At 61.6% G+C, this 18,886-nt stretch carries 21 protein-coding genes; 14 read left to right on the forward strand and 7 right to left on the reverse strand.

All coding sequences use genetic code 11. From position 1 onward, the window contains the following. Nucleotides 1-2 precede the first annotated feature (2 nt). From EPD66_RS11960 to guaA, 4 genes are all read left to right on the forward strand, one after another. On the forward strand, nucleotides 3-953 hold the full coding sequence (locus EPD66_RS11960) for a LysR family transcriptional regulator (RefSeq protein ID WP_142848744.1): 951 nt from the start codon (nucleotides 3-5) through the stop codon (nucleotides 951-953). Continuing rightward, entirely contained in the window at nucleotides 950-1,450 is a 501-nt protein-coding gene (locus EPD66_RS11965; RefSeq protein WP_255448460.1) for a prolyl-tRNA synthetase associated domain-containing protein, read from the forward strand. The genes EPD66_RS11960 and EPD66_RS11965 overlap by 4 nt, the downstream gene beginning before the upstream one ends. Nucleotides 1,451-1,605: 155 nt before the next feature. Further along, entirely contained in the window at nucleotides 1,606-1,821 is a 216-nt protein-coding gene (locus tag EPD66_RS11970; protein WP_142848745.1) for a hypothetical protein, read from the forward strand. An 85-nt stretch (nucleotides 1,822-1,906) separates the two neighbouring features. Next, nucleotides 1,907-3,460: a glutamine-hydrolyzing GMP synthase gene (gene guaA, locus EPD66_RS11975; protein WP_142848746.1), complete on the forward strand. Its 1,554-nt coding sequence runs from the start codon at nucleotides 1,907-1,909 to the stop codon at nucleotides 3,458-3,460. Between the two features lie 220 nt (nucleotides 3,461-3,680). On the opposite strand, the gene EPD66_RS11980 is transcribed toward guaA, so the two are convergent. The 3 genes from EPD66_RS11980 to EPD66_RS11995 all read right to left on the reverse strand — a co-directional run bounded on the left by EPD66_RS11980 (nucleotide 3,681) and on the right by EPD66_RS11995 (nucleotide 7,682). Beyond that, complete coding sequence (locus tag EPD66_RS11980) at nucleotides 3,681-5,762, reverse strand: DUF4238 domain-containing protein (protein WP_142848747.1); 2,082 nt, start codon at nucleotides 5,760-5,762, stop codon at nucleotides 3,681-3,683. Nucleotides 5,763-6,113: 351 nt separating this feature from the next. Further along, nucleotides 6,114-6,512, reverse strand: coding sequence for a hypothetical protein (locus EPD66_RS11985; protein WP_221930966.1), 399 nt, complete (start codon nucleotides 6,510-6,512; stop codon nucleotides 6,114-6,116). A 642-nt stretch (nucleotides 6,513-7,154) separates the two neighbouring features. Beyond that, a complete protein-coding gene (locus EPD66_RS11995; protein ID WP_142848748.1) occupies nucleotides 7,155-7,682 on the reverse strand; it encodes a DUF4269 domain-containing protein in 528 nt (175 codons plus the stop codon). Nucleotides 7,683-7,980: 298 nt separating this feature from the next. On the opposite strand from EPD66_RS11995, the gene EPD66_RS12005 reads away from it, so the two are divergent. Together EPD66_RS12005 and EPD66_RS12010 are read left to right on the forward strand one after the other, a co-directional pair. Beyond that, nucleotides 7,981-8,493, forward strand: coding sequence for a ClbS/DfsB family four-helix bundle protein (locus EPD66_RS12005; RefSeq protein ID WP_142848749.1), 513 nt, complete (start codon nucleotides 7,981-7,983; stop codon nucleotides 8,491-8,493). A 650-nt stretch (nucleotides 8,494-9,143) separates the two neighbouring features. Beyond that, entirely contained in the window at nucleotides 9,144-9,983 is an 840-nt protein-coding gene (locus EPD66_RS12010; RefSeq protein WP_185961385.1) for a universal stress protein, read from the forward strand. A gap of 9 nt (nucleotides 9,984-9,992) precedes the next feature. On the opposite strand, the gene trxC is transcribed toward EPD66_RS12010, so the two are convergent. Continuing rightward, on the reverse strand, nucleotides 9,993-10,427 hold the full coding sequence (gene trxC / locus EPD66_RS12015; RefSeq protein ID WP_142848751.1) for a thioredoxin TrxC: 435 nt from the start codon (nucleotides 10,425-10,427) through the stop codon (nucleotides 9,993-9,995). A 243-nt stretch (nucleotides 10,428-10,670) separates the two neighbouring features. On the opposite strand from trxC, the gene EPD66_RS12020 reads away from it, so the two are divergent. Both EPD66_RS12020 and EPD66_RS12025 read left to right on the forward strand, forming a co-directional pair. Continuing rightward, nucleotides 10,671-11,675, forward strand: coding sequence for a transferrin-binding protein-like solute binding protein (locus tag EPD66_RS12020; RefSeq protein WP_142848752.1), 1,005 nt, complete (start codon nucleotides 10,671-10,673; stop codon nucleotides 11,673-11,675). Nucleotides 11,676-11,776: 101 nt separating this feature from the next. Further along, nucleotides 11,777-13,051 (forward strand): surface lipoprotein assembly modifier, encoded by a 1,275-nt coding sequence (locus tag EPD66_RS12025; protein WP_185961386.1) that lies wholly within the window; start codon nucleotides 11,777-11,779, stop codon nucleotides 13,049-13,051. Nucleotides 13,052-13,289: 238 nt separating this feature from the next. On the opposite strand, the gene EPD66_RS12030 is transcribed toward EPD66_RS12025, so the two are convergent. Beyond that, on the reverse strand, nucleotides 13,290-14,069 hold the full coding sequence (locus tag EPD66_RS12030; protein ID WP_142848754.1) for an SDR family oxidoreductase: 780 nt from the start codon (nucleotides 14,067-14,069) through the stop codon (nucleotides 13,290-13,292). 160 nt (nucleotides 14,070-14,229) lie between these two features. Here EPD66_RS12030 and EPD66_RS12035 point away from each other — a divergent pair, with 160 nt between their 5' ends. The 5 genes from EPD66_RS12035 (at nucleotide 14,230) to EPD66_RS12055 (ending at nucleotide 17,144) form a co-directional block, all read left to right on the forward strand. Then, nucleotides 14,230-14,817, forward strand: a complete 588-nt coding sequence (locus EPD66_RS12035) for a DJ-1/PfpI family protein (RefSeq protein WP_142848755.1) — start codon at nucleotides 14,230-14,232, stop codon at nucleotides 14,815-14,817. Between the two features lie 91 nt (nucleotides 14,818-14,908). After that, a complete protein-coding gene (locus tag EPD66_RS12040; RefSeq protein ID WP_142848756.1) occupies nucleotides 14,909-15,223 on the forward strand; it encodes a ribbon-helix-helix domain-containing protein in 315 nt (104 codons plus the stop codon). Between the two features lie 36 nt (nucleotides 15,224-15,259). Beyond that, nucleotides 15,260-16,201, forward strand: coding sequence for a protein-methionine-sulfoxide reductase catalytic subunit MsrP (gene msrP / locus EPD66_RS12045; protein ID WP_142848757.1), 942 nt, complete (start codon nucleotides 15,260-15,262; stop codon nucleotides 16,199-16,201). After that, nucleotides 16,192-16,812 carry a protein-methionine-sulfoxide reductase heme-binding subunit MsrQ gene (locus EPD66_RS12050; protein ID WP_142848758.1) on the forward strand — a complete coding sequence of 207 codons (621 nt, stop codon included), beginning with the start codon at nucleotides 16,192-16,194 and terminating at the stop codon, nucleotides 16,810-16,812. Before msrP ends, EPD66_RS12050 begins: the two co-directional genes overlap by 10 nt. Before the next feature lie 110 nt (nucleotides 16,813-16,922). Continuing rightward, on the forward strand, nucleotides 16,923-17,144 hold the full coding sequence (locus tag EPD66_RS12055) for a hypothetical protein (RefSeq protein WP_142848759.1): 222 nt from the start codon (nucleotides 16,923-16,925) through the stop codon (nucleotides 17,142-17,144). Nucleotides 17,145-17,178: 34 nt separating this feature from the next. Here the strand turns inward: EPD66_RS12055 and EPD66_RS12060 are convergent, their stop codons facing one another. Next, entirely contained in the window at nucleotides 17,179-17,385 is a 207-nt protein-coding gene (locus tag EPD66_RS12060) for a hypothetical protein (protein WP_142848760.1), read from the reverse strand. A 175-nt stretch (nucleotides 17,386-17,560) separates the two neighbouring features. Here EPD66_RS12060 and EPD66_RS12065 point away from each other — a divergent pair, with 175 nt between their 5' ends. Then, nucleotides 17,561-18,037 (forward strand): hypothetical protein, encoded by a 477-nt coding sequence (locus EPD66_RS12065; RefSeq protein ID WP_142848761.1) that lies wholly within the window; start codon nucleotides 17,561-17,563, stop codon nucleotides 18,035-18,037. A 125-nt stretch (nucleotides 18,038-18,162) separates the two neighbouring features. On the opposite strand, the gene EPD66_RS12070 is transcribed toward EPD66_RS12065, so the two are convergent. Beyond that, a complete protein-coding gene (locus EPD66_RS12070; RefSeq protein WP_142848762.1) occupies nucleotides 18,163-18,807 on the reverse strand; it encodes a phasin family protein in 645 nt (214 codons plus the stop codon). Nucleotides 18,808-18,886: the final 79 nt, after the last annotated feature.

The raw sequence follows: 18,886 nt of genomic DNA on the forward strand, positions 1-18,886 counted from the left end.
TCATGACCATTGAAAATGCAGAATGGCGCAGGGGTAAAATGCAAATTCGCAGGAATAAGCCGGGATTGGGGGATTGGGACGATCTTCGGTTCTTCCTGGCCGTTGCCAGGGCCGGGCGCTACACCCATGCCGCAGTCCATATGAAGACCGACGCCACGACGATTGGCCGGCGGGTGCAGGGGTTGGAGCAGCGCCTTGGCGTCAAACTGTTCGACCGGATCGCCGGTGGCATGCGCCTGACGCCGGCCGGGCAGGATCTGCTGGTCCAAGCAGAACAGATGGAACAGGTGGCGCTGTCCATTGAGCGCCAATTGGCGGGGAGTGACCAGGAAATGTCCGGACGGGTGCGCGTTGCCGCCCCCGGCGGGTTGTCGGCCTTCTGGTTGACCCGCCATCTGGTCGCTTTCCAGGCTCAGTATCCGGCTATCCAGATCGAGACCCTGATCGGTACCACCCCGCCCAACCTGGCAGCGCGCGAGGCCGATATATCGGTCCAGGTGATCCGTCCGCAGGATCCGCGGGCGGTGGCGCGCAAGGCGGGCCTGTTACGCTGTGATCTGTTCGCGGCAGAAAGCTATGTCACCTCATGCGGATTGCCAGCAAGCCTGAACGAATTGCCGCAGCATCGTGTCGTCGATCATGTGGGATATCTCGGCCAACGCGATTTCGCCCCTTGGCAGCAAATCGTGGCGCGCCTCCCGCAGGTATCCTTCGTTTCCAATTCCTCGCGCACTTTTCTTGAAGCCATCCGTAGCGGCGCAGGTATGGGCCTTTTGCCCCGCTACTATCAGCGCTTCTATCCCGATCTGGTGCGGGTGCCGGTGGATGTGCCTTGTGTCGTGACTATCTGGCTGGTGTCGCATCGCGAGACGAACGGCAATGCACGTATCCAGGCGCTGTTGCGTTATCTTTGGGCTCGATTCGAGGAGGACCGGCAGGAATGGTTTTCATGAGCGAGCGTAAGATGGCGACGGAAGAGGACCTGATGGCCTTCCTGGCCGAACTGGGAATCGAAACCACCACCACCAACCATCCCCCGGCCTTCACGGTGGAACAGGGCAATGCGGTCTGGGGCGACATCCCGGGCGTGCATTGCAAGAACCTGTTCCTGAAGGACGCCAAGGGCAAGCTGTGGCTGGTGGTCGCGCCGGGCGAGCGCCGCATCGACCTGAAAGCCCTGCCCAAGCAGATCGGTTCGGCCCGGCTGTCCTTCGGTTCGGCGGATCTGCTGCGCGAGGTGCTGGGGGTGGAGCCGGGATCGGTCACGCCCTTCGCCTTGATCAACGACAGGGAAGGCCGCGTCAGCGTCGTGCTCGACGGCTGGATGATGCGCCAGGACCTGCTGAACTACCACCCCTTGCGCAACGACGCGACCACCACCATCGCGGCCGAGGATTTCCGCAAATTCCTGCGCGCCACCGGCCATGTCCCGGAAATCGTCGAGTTGTAAGGCGAATTATTTACTCTCCCGCTCGGTTAACCCTATTTCGTGTCAGGTTGAACGCAGGCCGCGCGATCATTATGGTCCGCCTCCGTGTTGGAAGGTCCGCCCGGCAGGTGCGGTCCATAGCCCTACTTGAAAAGTGGGATTTACCGGAGGGTTCGATGCGTTTTCTGCCTTATATCTTCGTCGTCGCGATGGTCGTGCCCCTCGGCATCTGGGTCGTCATCAACAATTTCGTGGTCAAGGGGACTTCGACCAGCTTCGGCGCCTTCGACTGGTATATGATCGGCCCGGGCGCCGTTTTCATGGTGGTGGCCCTGAGCCTGCTGGCCCGTTGGATGGACAAGATGATCCAGCGCACCGGCGGCGGGAAATAACTCGGACGAGTCTTTCTCCGGCAAGGGCTTGTGGATACGGCGGGGCTTCGGCTAAAGTCCCGCCGCTTTCGTTGGAGGGGTATCGATGACCGACCGGATTCTCATTATCGATTTCGGGTCCCAGGTGACCCAGCTCATCGCGCGCCGTGTGCGCGAAAGCGGCGTCTATTCCGAAATCCATCCCTTCAACAAGGTGACGGCGGAAAGCCTGGAAGCCTATGACCCCAAGGCCATCATCCTGTCGGGCGGCCCGGCCTCGGTGACCGGCGAGGATACGCCGCGCGCGCCGATGAAGGTGTTCGAGATGGGTGTGCCGGTGCTGGGCATCTGCTACGGCCAGCAGACCATGGTGGCGCAGCTTGGCGGCAAGGTGGAGCAGGGCGACCATCGCGAATTCGGCCGCGCCTGGGTCGATGTGGAGGACGATTGCGAACTCTTCCACGGCGTCTGGGAAAAGGGCGGGCGCGAGCAGGTGTGGATGAGCCACGGCGACCGCGTGATCTCGCTGCCCGAGGGCTTCCGTGTCGTCGGCAAGTCCGAAGGCGCGCCCTTCGCCGCCATCGCCAATGACGAGAAGCGTTTCTATGCCGTGCAGTTCCACCCCGAAGTGGTGCACACTCCGCACGGCGCCCAGCTTATTTCCAATTTCACCCATCGCGTCGCCGGCTGCGCGGGCGACTGGACCATGGCCGCCTTCCGCGGCCAGGCCATCGACGCCGTGCGCAAGCAGGTGGGCTCGGGCCGGGTGATCTGCGGCCTGTCGGGCGGGGTGGATTCCTCGGTCGTCGCCGCACTTCTGCATGAAGCCATCGGCGACCAGCTGACCTGCGTCTTCGTCGATACCGGCCTGCTGCGTGCGGGCGAGGCAGAGCAGGTGGTCCGCGTCTTCCGCGACCGCTTCAACATCAACCTCGTCCACAAGGATGCCTCGGACCTGTTCCTGGGCAAGCTGGCCGGCAAGACCGACCCCGAGGAAAAGCGCAAGATCATCGGCGCCACCTTCATCGACGTCTTCGACGAAGAAGCCAAGCGCGTCGGCGGCGCCGATTTCCTGGCCCAGGGCACGCTCTATCCCGACGTGATCGAATCGGTCAGCTTCATCGGCGGCCCCTCGGTGACGATCAAGAGCCACCACAATGTCGGCGGCCTACCTGAACGCATGAACATGAAGCTGGTCGAGCCCCTGCGCGAACTCTTCAAGGACGAAGTCCGCGAACTGGGCCGCGAACTGGGCCTGCCCGAGGAAATGGTCGGCCGCCATCCCTTCCCCGGACCGGGCCTGGCGATCCGCATCCCCGGCCAGGAAATCACCCGCGAACGCCTGGAAATCCTGAAGAAGGCCGATACGATCTATCTCGAGGAAATCCGCAATGCCGGCCTCTACGACAGCATCTGGCAGGCCTTCTGCGTGCTGCTGCCGGTCCGCACCGTCGGCGTGATGGGCGATTCCCGCTCCTACGACTACGCCTGCGCCCTGCGCGCCGTGACCTCGACCGACGGCATGACGGCGGATTTCTACCCCTTCGACATGTCCTTCCTGTCGCGCGTCAGCAACCGCATCATCAACGAGGTCAAGGGCATCAACCGCGTCACCTACGACATCACCAGCAAGCCGCCGGGCACGATCGAGTGGGAGTGATTTTTCAAGTGTTTGCTTGAGTTCTAGAGGCCCCTTCGGGGGCCTTTTTGCTGTCCGGGGCGATCCGTACCATCCTTGGTTTTGCGTGACTTTGTGAGCGGTTGCTTCCGTCGGCGGGGGCGAGGGAGCGCCTTAACCGCAGGAGTTCACAGGCAGGCCGTTGCGCGACATGAACACCTTGGTGCCAATTTGGTAAAGCGCCATAAACGGGCTGTACAACTTAATTAAAAGCCTCGTGCGCCGCACTCAGCTGTAACGGCATGGCTAATCTTTGTTCTGAAACGAGACAATGGATACTCTCCTCCTCATCAACCCATGCGTAAACCCCCAGCACCCATAGAAGGCGCTCGACGTGCTGGCTAAGTCGCACAAGGAACGCCATGTTTAGGCCATCAGCTTCGTTTTCGTGAATGGCCGCAAGGTCAGAGCCGAACAGTTCTATCCACTTATCCAAGCCCCTTGATTGGAGGCGTGCAGGCAAATCCTTGCCATTGAATGCTTCGCCATCAGGGAGCCCAGTCCTGTGGCCGAGCCAATCAGCAGCGTGCGTGAGTATGGTGGATACGCACTCGGACGCTCGACGCGTTACATTGGTGATGTCTCCAGTACGCCTACTGCTCTCAAGCTCTTTGGAGACCTCTAGTTCAGCGAACTCCAGAGCCTCGATGACGAGATCTGCATAGAAACCACCAAGGTGCGGTGCGACGAATGCGCTCTCTCGCGCGCTAAACCACCCACAGGGAGCGGTGGCGACAAGTGGATGAAGTTGCGCCGTAAGGGGGTCAGGCCTGAAGGTCGCGATAGCGTTCCTAGACAGAAGCGTCCAATACGCGACAGTTGCCAGCATCTTTACGAGGACATTGAGCGCTCCGGCTCTGGTTTCAGCGTCATCTGCGAACCATGAGTGTGCGAGTGAGGCGCTGATGACGATGTGCGTTTTCTGGACACCTTCACGCACTACGTTCACCGGCTTAGCTACACCAATGCCATAGCCAAGCGCGTCCGTCGTGGCGGAGGGGAGGTTTGCATCACCCCTGTCTAGCTCCATCAGCGCTTTTTTGTAGTCGGCTGCGATTGTTAAACCATCCAAGTCGTGCAGCGGCAGATGCCGTGCTAGCTCCCCGACGACGGATTGCACCACACTGCTGACCTCTTTGACGTGCTCATCATCGCCATAGTCAGCAAGATGCAGCGAGTAGGAAAAGTTCTTCCAGTCAAGAGCGCATGTCGCTGACTGCGAAACTGAAGGAGTTCGGCTGGAGCCACCCAATTCCGCACTTTTTACCGCGTCCTCGACCGCAGCTTGGATTGTGGCAGCCGGGCCGGTGCCAATCAGCCTCGTAAGCGTATCATCCTCAAGCGGGCGCGAACTGATGAAAAAGACCCGACATGCGGCAGCTGCATGCTCATTAAAGAGCTTAACATTGATGGCTTCGCAGCCGTCTCTTGTGCCTACAAGAACGAGGTTGCTGGAGATTGGCATCGCGACGGCGCGAACACTTTCCCCGTTAGTAAACAAGAGGGGCACTAAGCGTTCGCTTTCTTCGGTCGCGAGCACGACCGCATCAGGGAGGATGAGGTCGCAACCACTTTCAATGGCCCAACTGAAACCAGAGAGAGTTGCTATCCATCCGTTAGCCTCCGGCGATGTCGCGAGGATGCGGTTATGGGCGTTTCGAACCGTCTTAGCCAATCCTTCAAGAAGCATTGGGAAGAGCGGAGATAGAGTTGTTACCGCGTTGCGGATTAACTCATCCCTGTTCTCACGCGTGAGCACCGACAGCACTCTTTCCGTGAACGGAGGCGGTGCACCAGTTGGTGCAAATTCCAATGCTGCCTCGCGAATGACCTCCGCAACAGTCTGCGACAGCTCAGCATTATGGAGGCCAAACGCGTTTGCTAGTCGGGACGTGTCGGAGAATAATGTCTGGATTTCATCGGTGAGCTCCGTGAGGGCTTCGAGCATCACGCGACGAATGTGGTCCGTCCGCATTGCAAGGTGCACGACACACCGGGCAGCCACTCCAGGAGAAACAACTTCCCCAGGTTGCCTTGCCCGCATATCGTTTACCACTGCACTGAGATCACCTTCGAGTGCGGTGATTTCATCATCTAAAGTTGGCAGGCCATCAAGCGACTTCTCAGAGTAAAACCAGTCTCCGACGCCTACGTCTCGGATACCTACCAACTTCGGAGGGGTGTGGGGGCGATGAAGCCAAGTGCGCTCGGCTTTCTCCGCGGGGTCGTGCAGGAACCCGCGTTGTAACAAGCGCGGAACGTAGTGCTGCCGCTTGCCTGCCATGTGCCTCTCTCTTACTCAACCACAACCCCACTTTACAGACTAGCAGCTAACGCAAAGAACACGGTGAAAAACTGGTAGGTATGCGCAACTGGAGCAGCCGATGCAGCCTCGGTGACACCCGTAAGGCTGTGCGGTATGTCGCCTACTATCGGGTCTCCACGGACAGGCAAGGCCGCTCTGGTCCTGGCCTATATGTTTAGGCCCTGCATTGATGGTCCATGCTTATCCATGGACGTGAACCAATGCGCCTTGCGCTGAACGGCGAGGACGGCACTGTGCCGTGGTGATCGAAGCATAATCGCGCCCCTGTCGGAGCCGCTCAAGCGACGGCGGGGCGCTTCTTCTAGGATTTCAGGATGACGTTCCAGAGGGTGTGGAACGGCCTGTCGGCCAGGTGGAAAGCGCTTGTTCGGCCACAGCCTCCAGCTTTTCGCGGGTAAATCCGGCCTTGGCCTGCACCGCCATGCCGTGAGCGACGGCCATCACGAATGCCGCCAGGGCATCTGGTTTGGCCGACTGTGGCAAGTCGCCCTCCGTCTTTGCCCGTTCGAAGCGTTCGCGAAGCTGCGCCTCGCCAGCCGCGCGGAGATCGATCAATGCTTGCCGCACAGTTTCGGCTTCGTCCGATCCCGCCAGGGCGCCGTTGATATTGAGGCACCCTCTGTGATCGGGATATCGGATGTTGAGGTCGGCTGTACTGTACAGGATGTGGGCCGCAACCTCCCGCGCTGTCGGGAGCTGAAGCGCCACTGGAATGAAACTCACTCACCCGCACATGGTATTTTTAATGGTATAGAACTATTGGTAATATTCATCCAATTGAAAAATAATGATTTTTATTGGTTGTTTGTAATAGAGTGGAGTGATTCTGGCCTGTCCAAACGCCGCCGATTTTACGCTAGAGTTCGGCACACCATACTGAAATGTAGAAGTTTTTCGGCGGTGCCTATTGCTGGGCATAGTTTGCGTGTACCGTCACGGGAAATAGGGCTCGTGATGGTATTTTCTTGGCTTAAGCCTTTGTGAAAGCGCATGTTTCTTCGGCGCGGACCTCCCAAAGCCGCATGACGGCGCTTTTCCGGAGGTGACACGGCAATGCCGACGGACATCGTCATTCGCAATTAAGGCCCTGAAACCAGAAGGCGGAATATTCAAGATCGCGGATTGCGGCGGCATGTATGTCCGCATCATGCCGTCAGGAGCCATATCTTTCCGGCTGGACGACCGGCTGAACGGGTGACGCGAGACGGTCTATCTCGGTAAGGCAGCGGGATCAAGGCCGGTCATGGAAGCTGCTCATTGCGACGTTGTCGTCAGCAAACATGCCGGATGTCAGCAGGGCCTTCGTACAACAGGTATACCAACCTGATACGATGCAAGCCTCGTCGGACGCTAGAATCCTCTCTCATGTAGCAGCGCGGTCAGCGCGTCGTCCGACCAATCTGCTATCTCAAGCAGCGCCTGATAAGGGTTGCTTCCCTTGAGGTCGAGTGTCGCCGCGAATGCGGGTTCTGTTTTCATGCCGTCGTTTCGACGCTGCATAACGGCCGCGCGGAAGGAATTCCCGCCAATAGTCAGGAGCCTATGCTCCACCTGAAAATGCCTCCAGCCGTGCTGCTCGGACACGGGCAGAGCTTGGCCGAATAATTCGAAAGTCCAACCGGCTGCGGCAAACGAGGCAATGACCGGATTTTCTCTGCCGATCCATTGCCGGACACAAAATTCATCGTATTCGGCGTAGGCTTCCCAAACAGTCTGGGTGAACGCATGCGGGTCAGGCGCATGACAAAGGACGTCTATGTCGCTCGTGGGCAGGTCGAGACCCAAGGGCGGTGTACCCGCGACATGGGGATCGAACGGGGCCAAGATTTCTAGAACATTCGTGCGTTTCAGCGCTTCTGTATAATGAGGCTTGAGCATTCATTCATTTAATCAAGATAGGACTTTTTCTTAAAACACCCTTTAGACTGCTCGCACAACACAGTAAGGCAAGCGGCTCCCGCCAGCGTGCAAGATCGTACATCGGCGAGACGGCATCGTTAACCTTGAATTGACTGAATATGAGCCGAAGCATGTCGTTCAGGGCGGGACAGCGACGCCGGAAAACAAACATTTGCAGGGTCTTCGAGGACCGAGAGAAATGCTTGCGCAGAATCAATGTTCTTTGGTGTGGATTCGCGATAATGCGGTGAGAAAACCGCGAGAAGGTTGAACGATTGTGGCTGTTCCTGGAAACAAGGACGAGTTGCTGGCGGCGATAAACACGAACTTCGACAAGCTGATGGAAGACCTCCGTGCGGTTCCTCGGGCGATTGTCGATGAATGCACTATGGAGGGCCACGCCAAGGGCAAGATGATGAGCGTTGCGAACCTCGCCGCTTACCTGACCGGGTGGAATGAACTGGTGCTAAAGTGGCTTCATCACGATGCGACGGGAGAGGCGATCGACTTCCCCGAAACCGGTTTCAAGTGGAACGAACTCGGCCGCCTCGCCCAGAAATTCTATAGCGATTACGAGGCCGTTCCTTATCCGCAGCTTCTTGACCGGCTGGAAACGGCCAAAGCCAAAATTGTTTCCGAGATTGAGGATCGCGACAACGACGCTCTCTATGGACGACCCTGGTATGAGGGAAAATGGACGTTGGGCCGAATGATCCAGCTCAACACGTCTTCGCCATACGCTAACGCGCGCGGGCGTCTGCGAAAATGGATGAGGGCAAGGAGCATGTAGCCCGGTTCGTCGTTCGTGAAAGCTGGCTGACCGCTTCCTACCCCTGGTGGTCGCATCGCTCGGGGCGGCTCTCAATCCCCTTTCAGGCGTTCGTAACATACTTTGATACCTGAAAGCGGACCTTGCAGGTGCTGCTGCCAGTCTTCATAGCTGCTGCAGAAAGCAGACATCGAATTGCCGCTTTAATCGGGATTTCGGCGACATATAGCAAAGCAGGAATAGACTGCGTGAAAAATTGGGGGCGCATCAACTCGACCAGCGTTCGCAAGGTGCTGTCGTGCGCCGCGGAATTCGCTCTCGCTTAGGACCGTATTATCGCCGGAGGCTCCTTCGGCGGGCTAGGCCGACCCGGACTATCTTGCGACTCCCCCAACGGCTTTGTTCCTTACCTTAAAGATGATGATCTGGTCCTGTGGGAAACGAACGCTCTCGTTCGCTATCTCGTCGGACAATACGGATGCCGGCCTTTCACAGCGGCCGAGGCTGTGGCAGGGGCGTCCTTGTCCTGCGCTGGTTCCTTCCATGATCTATTCTGTTCAAAGGCCTCTTCGGGGCCTTCTGTATACCTGCGGCATGGAGGGGCAAACCCCACATATTGCTTTCCGCGGAAAACCCCGTACTCTTTGGGTGAAATGAGTGGAGGAAGGCAGATGGCCCGGAATATCCTTGTCGCGCTCGATCTTTCGCCATCCAGCCTGAATGTCCTGATCCAGGCCGGTCATATGATGGCGGGCGGGGAGGGGCGCCTGCATGCCGTTCATGCCCTGGCCGGGGATAGCGGCCACGAAGCCGCCCTGACGCAGCTTCTGCAGTTCAAGGGCCTGCTGCCCGGGGAATTGCAGGACAGGGTGGACATGGATGTCGTGACCGGCGGCGCGGCGGCGATTCTCGGCAAGGCTGCCGAACTTGCGGCCGATCTGCTGGTGGTCGGCCCGGCCTCGCGGCGGAGCTGGTTCGATCAGGTGACCAAGGGCAGCACGACCGTCCAGCTGATGCGGGCCGCGAAGGTGCCGATCCTGGTCGTGCGGAAAAGCGAGGCCGCGCATTACGCCATGGCCCTGGCGCCGGTCGATGTGGAAGCCGAGTTCCGGGACAATGTGCGGATGGCACGCGATGTCCTCGAGGACGTTCCGCTGGCCCTGCTGGCCGTCCTGGCCGACAGCACGCGCATGCAGATGATCGCCGCCGAGGCGCGGCCCGAGGCGGTGAAGAAGTTCGACGAGGATTCCCTGGCTCGGGCGCAAGGCGTCCTGGAACTCATCGCCGAGGAAGTCGCCACGCCGGACTGGCGGCCGAGCTGCTATGTCACCATCGGCGATCCGGTCGAGGCCGTGCAGAGCTGGCGCATGACCCTGGGGGCCGATGTCCTGGTCCTGCGCCCGAGCGGCAAGAGCCTGATCGAACGCCTGCTGTTCGGCAGCGTCAGCGAAGCCCTGGTCCAGGATGATGCGGAATGCGACGTTCTGGTCCTGCCGCCCCCGCAGGACTAGGGAAGGCCGTCACCGCGCCACCTGCGCAATCCATCGCCGCAAATCCTGCCCGCCCATGGCGCCGCTATGGCGGGCGATCTCGCGCCCGGTCTTGAACAGGATCAGGGTCGGGATGCTGCGGATGTGATAGCGGGTGGAGAGTTCGGGTTCGGCATCCGTGTTGATTTTGGCGAGGCGCAGGCGGGGCTGCATCTCGCGGGCGGCGGCCTCGAAGACCGGCGCCATGGCCTTGCAGGGGCCGCACCAGGGCGCCCAGAAATCCACCAGCAGGGGCAGTTCGGAGCGGATATGCCTGTCGAAGCGGGCGGTATCCAGCACGAGCGGCCGTCCGGTGAAGAGGGGGGATCCGCAGGCGCCGCATTTGCCGCCCTGGTCCAGGCGGCTCACCGGCAGGCGGTTCTGCCGGTCGCAATTGGGGCAGGGGAGGATGATGCTTTCCGTCATGCGTGTACCTGTCTTTTCGCCAGGATCCCCTGGGCGTTGCGGCTCTTTCAAGAAAGTGATGTAGGACACGGCTTTGGTCATGAAAGGGACGCCGCCTCCCCGGCCAATAGTCTGGATTCGTGAAGGGCTAACCCCAAAGAGTGCGGCGCAAAAGGATTAACCGCCCGCGCATCCTATTGTGGCAGGAAAATGGCTTTCCCATCCTCACCCCCGATGCGGTTTTGGCAGTCTTGGAGGGGTGTCATGAGGAAAGCTTGGGTGGTTCTGCCGCTGATCGCCTTGCTGGCGGCGTGCAGTAGCGGGGGCGGCGGTCATGCCTCCGGTGGCCCCGGAGGGGCGAATCCTCCGAGCAGCGGCGGTGGTGACGGCGGTGGTGGCGACGGGGGGAATGGTGATGGGGGCAATGGCGGCGGCGGCAATGACGGAGGAAATGGTGGCGGCGGCAGCGGCCCCGGCTATGCGACGCCGGATGACGATATCCGCGAGGACCTGAGCGGGGCTTCCGGCAAGGTCAACGAATTCCAGTCGGTGAGCGCTGGTGGGCAGGTGACGGCAGAGGGCCAGGTCGGTCCCCGTCCCTACACTCCCGAGGCCGCTAGAACCGCGACGCTGCCCAAGTATTCCTCGCTGACGATCAAGGAGAATGGCGACATCGAAGTGATGGCGGAATCGGGCCGCTATGTCTTCGAACGCGCTACCGCCACGCCGGATGGTAATGGCCGTCTCCGCTATGGCGGGAGCGATTACCAAGCCGTGGTGCAGAGCCTGGAATATGTCGCCTTCGGCATGTGGACCGGCACCAAGAACCCCGCCAGGACGGAATTCCACGCCTTCGCGGGCGGGTACGAAACCCAGGCCACAGCCATTCCCCAGACGGGCAGCGCGACCTATAGCGGTGATGTCATGGGCCTGGCGGTCGACGGCTCCAACCGTTACACCCTGAGCGGCGACGCCACGCTGACGGCCGATTTCAGCCGCCGCAACATCAGCGGCGGGTTCTCCAACATGCAGGCGACCAATACCGGCAACGGCGATGTCTCGAACTGGCGTGATGTCAATGTGAATGCGGGCTGGGCCGCAGGCAGCAATGCCTTCAGCGGCACCACCAGCATTGACGGCTCCTCCACTGCCGGCGGCAGCATCACGGGCAAGTTCTACGGCACGGCGGCCGAGGAAATCGGCGGGGCATGGAACCTGACGGATGGCAATATGACGGCCGTGGGGTCGTTCGGAGCCGCCAAGCCTTGAATCGAAGCAGAGTTCGGTCTGTAGCGGCGGCGCCTGACCGGCGCCGCCGGCATGTCTTTCGCTATTTTCCATGGATAACGCTGCTGGCATTCCTGCTGGCGATGGCCCCGGCCCGGGCGCAGGAGGCGCGCGAGATCACCGATCCCGCCGAGATCGAGGCGGTGGTGATGGCGGCTTCGGCGCGGATGCTGGTCGAGGGGCAGGCGGAGGAGGCCTATCGGCTGCTGAAAGCCACCGAGGGGGCCCTGACCTCGAAGGACGGTCGTTTCCAGCTGGGGCTGGCGGCATTGGAAACCGGGCGGCATGACGAGGCCGCCGCCATCTTCCGCCGCCTGCTGGCGGATGATCCCGGCTCCCCCCGGCTGCGTCTTGCCATGGCTCGCGCCCAGGCCATGGCGGGTGAGGAGCAGGCGGCCATGGCCTCGCTGCGCCGGGTGCTGATCGAGGATGTGCCCGACATGGTACGCGAGCGGGTGCGGCTGCATCTGGCCGAGATCAACCGGCGGCGCAGATGGTCGGCCGGTTTCGATTTCGCCCTGGTCGCCGACGACAACATCAACGGCGCCACCAATGTCGAGGAAATCTGGATCCACGGCGTCCCCTTCACCTTGTCCAAGGACGCGCGGCGGCGTCCCGGTACCGGCGTGGCGGCAACCCTCTACGGCCAGGTCTTCCACCCCTTGGGCGAGGATTGGCGCCTGCGTGCCGGGGGCAGCCTTCATCATGTCGATTACGAGGGGGGCTTCTTCGACGACACCACCTTGTCCGGTTTCGCCGGTCCGGCCTATTCCACGCCCAATGCCGAGGTCTCGCTAGTCGCCGCCGGCTATCGGCGCTGGTATGGCGGCACGCCCTACAGCCATGCCTTGGGGCCGCGTCTGGAAATAGGCGGAGTGCTGGGAGACCGCCTGCGTCTGGACGGGCGGGTCGAATATCTGCAGGTCACCCACCGCAATGCGGAATGGCTGGACGGGCCCGCCATGACAGCTCTGCTTGCCGCCACCTATGCTCTCGACCGTGGCCTCTTCCTGCGCGGCTTCGGGGGCGTGCGGCGCGAACAGGCGGAGGAGGAGCCCTATCGCAACACCACCCTTCGCGGTGGCGTGGCGCTTTATGCGGAACTGCCCTGGGGCATCAATGCGCAGGTGGAACAGGAGATCAGCACCCGCCGCTTCGACGCGCCGATCATGATCTTCGGGCCGGAACGCCGCAAGGATACGCGCTGGCTGTCACGCCTGTCGGTGGTGCTGCGCCATTTCGAATGGCAGGGCTTCCTACCCAAGCTGGGGGTGAGCTACGAAAAGCAGGATTCGACCATCGCGCTTTATGAATTCGACCGCACACAGCTGGAATTCGGCGTCACGCGGGAATTCTGAGTCTTTCTTCCCTTGGTCGAAACGTGAGCGGGGAGGCAGCGATCTGCCTCCCCGCTTCGTTTTGTCTTTCCGGGTTAACGCAGGCCAAGGAAAGACAAAATGGCAATGATCACGACAATTACGCCGATGATGTAAAAGATGTTCATGAACGCCTCCCCGCGGGCTGATGGATCAAAGTCAGGCATTGCATACCGGGACAACGCTCTTGCCCTATGGTTTGTTCCCACCGCTGCACTGGCTACGCCCCTTGCCCCATATTCATTTCCAGGCCGCCATCAATGGTAAAGCTCTGGCCGGTAATGTAATCGGCATCCTCGGAGGCCAGGAAAAGTGCCAGCTTGGCAACCTCCCAAGGCTCGCCCGCCCGTTTCCACGGAATGTTCTGGACCTGCCGGTCATAGGCTTCCCTGTCGTCGATGGCCGCCTGGTTCATCGGCGTCAGGATCATGCCGGGGGCCAGGTTGTTGACGTTGATCCGGTCGGGCGCCAGTTCCAGCGCCAGGGTGCGGGTCAGGTTGCGCAGGCCGCCCTTGGAACTGTCATAGGCGGCCGATCCCACGCGCGGGATTTCCTCGTGGACCGAGGTGACGTTGACGATCTTGCCGCCGCCGCCCTGCTTGCGGCGTTCCTGGATGAAGCGGCGGCAGCAGAAGAAGGGGCCGTAGAGATTGGTGCGGATCACCCGGTCCCAGTCATCGAGCGTCATCTCGGCCACCTGCGTGCCGGTGGCGTCGATGCCGGCATTGTTGACCAGGATATGGGGCGTGCCCAGCGTGGCGATGGTCTCGTCGAAGATCCGTTCGGCGGCCTTCTCGTCACGCAGATCGGCCTGGACGATGATAGCCCGCCGTCCGCAGGCCTCGACCCGCCGTTTTGTTTCCTGCGCGCCTTCCTCGTCGCGGAAATAGGTGATGGTGACATCGGCCCCGTTGCGCGCGAATTCCTCGGCCACGGCTTGGCCGATGCCGGAATCCGAGCCGGTGACGATGGCGATGCGGTCTTGCAGCTGGTTCGGCATTGACTCCTCCGGAAAGCTTTTGCAAGGCGAACAATCGCGGAGAAGGGCAGGTTCTGGCGCCGATCTTTTTCCGCCCGGTAGTAGCCCGCTGCTACCCGTTGCCGCCGCGTTTGGGTCATGCTGGCGGCCATCACGAACCAAGAAGCGGGAGGCATGAGCCATGAAACAGGGCAAGCTGTTGATGCTGGTCGGCGACTACGCCGAGGATTACGAGACCATGGTGCCGTTCCAGGCCCTGCAGATGCTGGGCTACACGGTCCATGCCGTCTGTCCGGGCCGGAAGGCGGGCGATATCGTCCGCACAGCCATCCATGATTTCGAAGGCGACCAGACCTATTCCGAGAAGCGCGGCCATAATTTCGCGCTGAATGCCGACTTCGCCGCTATCCGGCCCGAGGATTATGACGGGCTGGTGATTCCCGGCGGGCGGGCGCCGGAATATCTGCGCCTGGACGAAGGCGTGCTCGAGATCGTGCGCCACTTCGCCAATGCCGGCAAGCCGATCGCGGCCGTCTGCCATGGCGCGCAGATCCTGACGGCGGCCGATGTCATCCGCGGGCGGCGCATCTCCGCCTATCCGGCCTGCGCGCCGGAAGTCCGCGCCGCCGGAGCCGAATATGCCGAGGTGGCGCTGACCGAGGCGGTCACCGACGGCCCCTTCGTCACCGCCCCGGCCTGGCCCGCCCATCCGGCCTGGCTGGCGCAGTTCGTCGAGGTGCTGTCCGCGAAGGTGCAGCAGGCGGCCTAATACTTCCGCCAGCATCCCGAGTGTGGGGCTGGCCGACCGGCCGGAGCTGTTCTATGCTCTTGGCCTCGACCAGCCCAGCGGGAGAAGATGGATGTGCCGTCTTTATGCGAGCACCCCGGCGCGGGATTACGAAAGAATCACGCGGTCCGTTCGGTTGAACAGCTGTGTCACCAGCATCAGGCTCGAACGGCGTTTCTGGCAGACGCTCGAGGAACTGGCCCGCGAGGAGGAATTATCCCTCGGCCAGTTCCTGTCGCGGCTGCATGACGAAGTGCTGCTGGAACGGGGGGAAGTGGGCAATTTCGCCTCGCTTCTGCGTGTCGTCTGCCTGACCTTCCTGACCAGCCGGGCCGCCGTGAAGTTGCAAGGCGATTCCGTGCGGCCCGATATTCGGATTCCTTCCTGACCCTTATATAAAGGTGGAGAGGGAAGGAGAGAGGCCATGCTGATCAAGAGATGGGACCCGTCGGCGCCCAAGCCGTCGGAAATCACGCCCAAGGCGCTGTGGCTCGACCGGCGGCGCTTTTTGGCCATGTCTGCGGGAACGGTGGCGGCGGGCGCCCTGTTGGGGCCGTCCCAGGCCTGGGCGCGCAACTTGCCTGCCTATCGGGAAGGGGCGGTGACCCTGGACGAGGACCTGACCGACAGGGATTCGATCACCTCCTACAACAATTTCTATGAATTCGGGCCCGACAAGTCCGATCCGAAGCGCCATGCCGCTGGCTTGGTCACCGATCCCTGGACGGTGACAATCGAGGGCGAATGCGCCCGGCCGGGCGTGGTGGACGTGGACGCGCTGATGGCCCGCCATGACCTGGAAGAGCGCATCTACCGCCTGCGCTGCGTCGAGGCCTGGTCCATGGTCATTCCCTGGGTGGGGATGGAACTGGGGCCGGTGCTGAAGGCATTCGAGCCGACGGCCAATGCCAAATGGGTGGAATTCACCACCCTCTTCGACCCCGAGCAGATGCCCGGCCAGCGCCGCGACGTCCTGCCCTGGCCCTATGTCGAGGCCTTGCGCATGGACGAGGCGATGCATCCCCTGACCATGCTGGCCGTGGGCCTGTATGGGGAGGTCCTGCCGCCGCAGAACGGGGCGCCCCTGCGTCTGGTGGTGCCGTGGAAATACGGCTTCAAGAGCATCAAGTCGATCGTCAAGATCCGCTTCACCGAGGAGATGCCGCGCACCACCTGGAACATCCAGGCGCCCAGCGAATACGGCATTTTCGCCAATGTGAATCCTCGCGTCAGCCATCCTCGCTGGAGCCAGCGCCGGGAAAGGCGGATCGGCGAGTTCCAGCGCCGCGAAACGCTGATGTTCAACGGCTATGAGGAACAGGTCGCCGGTCTGTATGCCGGCATGGACCTGGCGAAGTGGTACTGAGGTCTTTCAAGCCGCTGGTCTTCACGCTGTGCCTGTTGCCCCTGGTCTGGCTGCTGTGGAAGTGGACGGGGGTATTGGGCCTGACCGGTGGCGGCGGCCTGGGCGCCAATCCGATCGAGGCGACCAACCGTTTCCTGGGCGATTGGGCCCTGCGTTTCCTGCTGATCGGCTTGGCCGTGACGCCGCTGCGCCTGCTGACGGGGCAGGCGCGGGTGATGCGCTATCGCCGCATGCTGGGCCTTTTCGCCTTTTTCTATGCCGGCCTGCATCTGGCGTCCTATGTGGTGCTTGACCAGTTCTTCGACTGGGCGGAGATCTGGGCCGATATCAGCGAGCGTCTTTACATCACGCTGGGCATGGCGGCTTTCCTGCTGCTTCTGCCCCTGGCGCTGACGTCCAGCGCGGGCATGATCAAGCGGCTGGGCGCGGCGCGGTGGAAACGGCTGCATCTGCTGGTCTATCCGGCGGCCGTGCTGGCCGTGATCCACTATTTCCTGATGATCAAGGCCGATTACACCCAGCCCCTGCTGTATGCCTGCATCCTGGCCCTGCTCTTTGGCCTGCGTGGCATTGGGAGGGGGCACCATGCCAGAGGGAGAGGGCATCCCTGACCACTGGACGGCTGGTATAGACGCCTGGCTTTTTGGCGCGTCCGCCCCTGCATGTTATGGTCCCTCCACAAAAAAACAGCGCCCTTCAGGGCGCGTCAGGAGGGAATGCCATGACTCACCAACACAAGATCAGGAACATCACGCATCTGCATCTGAAGACCACGGAAATCGATCGGCATATGCAGATGATGAACCGTCTCAAGGAATTGCTGGTCGCCGAGGGGCTCTTGTCGGAAAAGGCCGGGCCCTTGGAAACCCGGAAGGCGGTGATCCGCTGGATGGATATGCTGGCCGATGCCCAGCGGGAGGGAAGGGCGCGGCGGTCCGCATAAGGGACCGCCGCAACGGGGCTGACTGCTGCGCCTGTTACTGGCCGCCAGCCGGGGGCGTGGCGGGGTCCGGCTGATCGGCGGTGCCGCTGCCGGCACCGGTGCCGGGAGCCATGCCTTCCTGGGTGGTGCCGGTCGGCTGGTCCGCGGGCTGATCGGCCTGCTGGCCACCGGTGTCCTCGCCGCAAGCTGCCAGACCCAGGGGCAGAAGAATCGCGGACGCCAGAAGAAGTCCTTTACGCATATCTCGTCCTCCATCGGTTGCTTGCGCCAGTAAAATGGCTTGACTTGGCACAGGAACGCCGCTGCGACGCGAAAAGTTCCATTGATGTCGGATTGCGACGCTTCTAAGCCTTTCTTGCTTGGTCCCTGTCCGATCGCATAATCTGGACGGATAGGGACGAGAGAGGACCAACAGGATGCGCGCCGTCATCAGCTTGGCATTGGTTCTGGTCATGGCTGCTTCCGCGGCACAGGCACAGGGCAAGCCCAGGGGCTGCCTGACCAGGACCGAAGCAATTGCCGAGCGGGAAGTCCGGCATGGCCTGCGCCTGCGCGAAATGTCCGCCCGCTGCGATGCAGCGCGCTGGACCACCGGCGCGCAGGACAAATGGCTGCAGATCAACGAAACCTTCGGCCCGCGCTTCCTGGCGCAGACCCAGCGCCGCCAGCGGGCGCTGGAGCGAGAATATCCGCGCCAGCCGCCCCAGGCCTCCGTCGCCGCCTGGGATGGGCGCATCGTCACCGTCTTCCGCAGCCGTCCCGTTACTCCCGCCAGCTGCGACAGCATCGACAAGATGCTCGACGAGGTGCTGGCGCGCGGCTGGAACTCCTTCCGCCGTCAGGCGGAAAAAGCGCGGGACGAGATCAGCGGGGATTATCTGATCTGCCGATGAAAGGGGCGATGCGGGCATGCGGACAGGGCCGGCGCCGGGGGTCGCGCCGACCCTGTCTGGCTCGGGCCGCCTGATGCGGCCGTCGCTGGCAAGGCAGCGGAGTCCGGTGAAGAACTCCGTGCCGGTCAGTTGTCGCCGCGCCCCGCCCGCTGTTGAATGGGCTGGACGGCGTCGTTGGTCATGCGGCTGGACAATTGCAGCAGCTTGGCACTTTCCTGCAGCAGGTCGTCCACGCTTTCCTTCATGAAGTCCTGCTGGAGGGAAAGCATGTCCTCGACACTGCGGCATTCCATGAGCTCGTTGGCGCGCTTCAGGGATTTGCGCATGCTCTCTTGCGAGAACTGCATCATTTCCATGCTGATTTCCTGGAATCCCTTGGCGAGGCGGGCACTGGACTGGATCAGGGCTTCCATGTCGCCGCGTGAAAAACGGGCCATGTCGCTATAGCCGTTATTGGCCATGGCCAGCATGTTGCGGAACTGGTCGCTCTGCGAACGCCCGAGATCGGCCATCTGCTGCATGCCGCGCTGGCCGGCTTCGCTGGCCTTCTTGGCGGTCTCGGCGCTTTCGTCCATCATCTTCTTGCCGGACTCGGCAGCTTCTTCGCTCACCTTCTTGCCGGTCTCGGTGGCCTCTTCGCTCACCTTCTTGCCCGTTTCACCGGCTTCGCCAGCCATCTTCTTGCCGGTTTCAGCCGTTTCATTGGCGGCCTGTTGGCCCTTCTGAACCGCCTTGTCGTTCTGGTTCTGCGCCTTCTCGTCCTTTGCCATCTGTCCCTTCCTTCTGCTCAACCGGTAAAGGGGGCTTCCTTGGACCAAAGCTCCCGGCCATTTCTTGACGTGGCATTTT

The sequence above is a fragment of the Telmatospirillum sp. J64-1 genome, assembly GCF_006980715.1.
Classification (GTDB): domain Bacteria; phylum Pseudomonadota; class Alphaproteobacteria; order Rhodospirillales; family Magnetospirillaceae; genus Oleiliquidispirillum; species Oleiliquidispirillum nitrogeniifigens.

Bases quoted from the DNA above. Each gene is read 5' to 3' on its own strand.
- EPD66_RS11960 (WP_142848744.1), top strand. From the start codon at position 3: ATGACCATTGAAAATGCAGAATGGCGCAGGGGTAAAATGCAAATTCGC.
- EPD66_RS11965 (WP_255448460.1), top strand. From the start codon at position 950: ATGAGCGAGCGTAAGATGGCGACGGAAGAGGACCTGATGGCCTTCCTG.
- EPD66_RS11970 (WP_142848745.1), top strand. From the start codon at position 1,606: ATGCGTTTTCTGCCTTATATCTTCGTCGTCGCGATGGTCGTGCCCCTC.
- guaA (WP_142848746.1), top strand. From the start codon at position 1,907: ATGACCGACCGGATTCTCATTATCGATTTCGGGTCCCAGGTGACCCAG.
- EPD66_RS11980 (WP_142848747.1), bottom strand. From the start codon at position 5,762: ATGGCAGGCAAGCGGCAGCACTACGTTCCGCGCTTGTTACAACGCGGG.
- EPD66_RS11995 (WP_142848748.1), bottom strand. From the start codon at position 7,682: ATGCTCAAGCCTCATTATACAGAAGCGCTGAAACGCACGAATGTTCTA.
- EPD66_RS12010 (WP_185961385.1), top strand. From the start codon at position 9,144: ATGGCCCGGAATATCCTTGTCGCGCTCGATCTTTCGCCATCCAGCCTG.
- trxC (WP_142848751.1), bottom strand. From the start codon at position 10,427: ATGACGGAAAGCATCATCCTCCCCTGCCCCAATTGCGACCGGCAGAAC.
- EPD66_RS12020 (WP_142848752.1), top strand. From the start codon at position 10,671: ATGAGGAAAGCTTGGGTGGTTCTGCCGCTGATCGCCTTGCTGGCGGCG.
- EPD66_RS12025 (WP_185961386.1), top strand. From the start codon at position 11,777: ATGGCCCCGGCCCGGGCGCAGGAGGCGCGCGAGATCACCGATCCCGCC.
- EPD66_RS12030 (WP_142848754.1), bottom strand. From the start codon at position 14,069: ATGCCGAACCAGCTGCAAGACCGCATCGCCATCGTCACCGGCTCGGAT.
- EPD66_RS12035 (WP_142848755.1), top strand. From the start codon at position 14,230: ATGAAACAGGGCAAGCTGTTGATGCTGGTCGGCGACTACGCCGAGGAT.
- EPD66_RS12040 (WP_142848756.1), top strand. From the start codon at position 14,909: ATGTGCCGTCTTTATGCGAGCACCCCGGCGCGGGATTACGAAAGAATC.
- msrP (WP_142848757.1), top strand. From the start codon at position 15,260: ATGCTGATCAAGAGATGGGACCCGTCGGCGCCCAAGCCGTCGGAAATC.
- EPD66_RS12055 (WP_142848759.1), top strand. From the start codon at position 16,923: ATGACTCACCAACACAAGATCAGGAACATCACGCATCTGCATCTGAAG.
- EPD66_RS12060 (WP_142848760.1), bottom strand. From the start codon at position 17,385: ATGCGTAAAGGACTTCTTCTGGCGTCCGCGATTCTTCTGCCCCTGGGT.
- EPD66_RS12065 (WP_142848761.1), top strand. From the start codon at position 17,561: ATGCGCGCCGTCATCAGCTTGGCATTGGTTCTGGTCATGGCTGCTTCC.
- EPD66_RS12070 (WP_142848762.1), bottom strand. From the start codon at position 18,807: ATGGCAAAGGACGAGAAGGCGCAGAACCAGAACGACAAGGCGGTTCAG.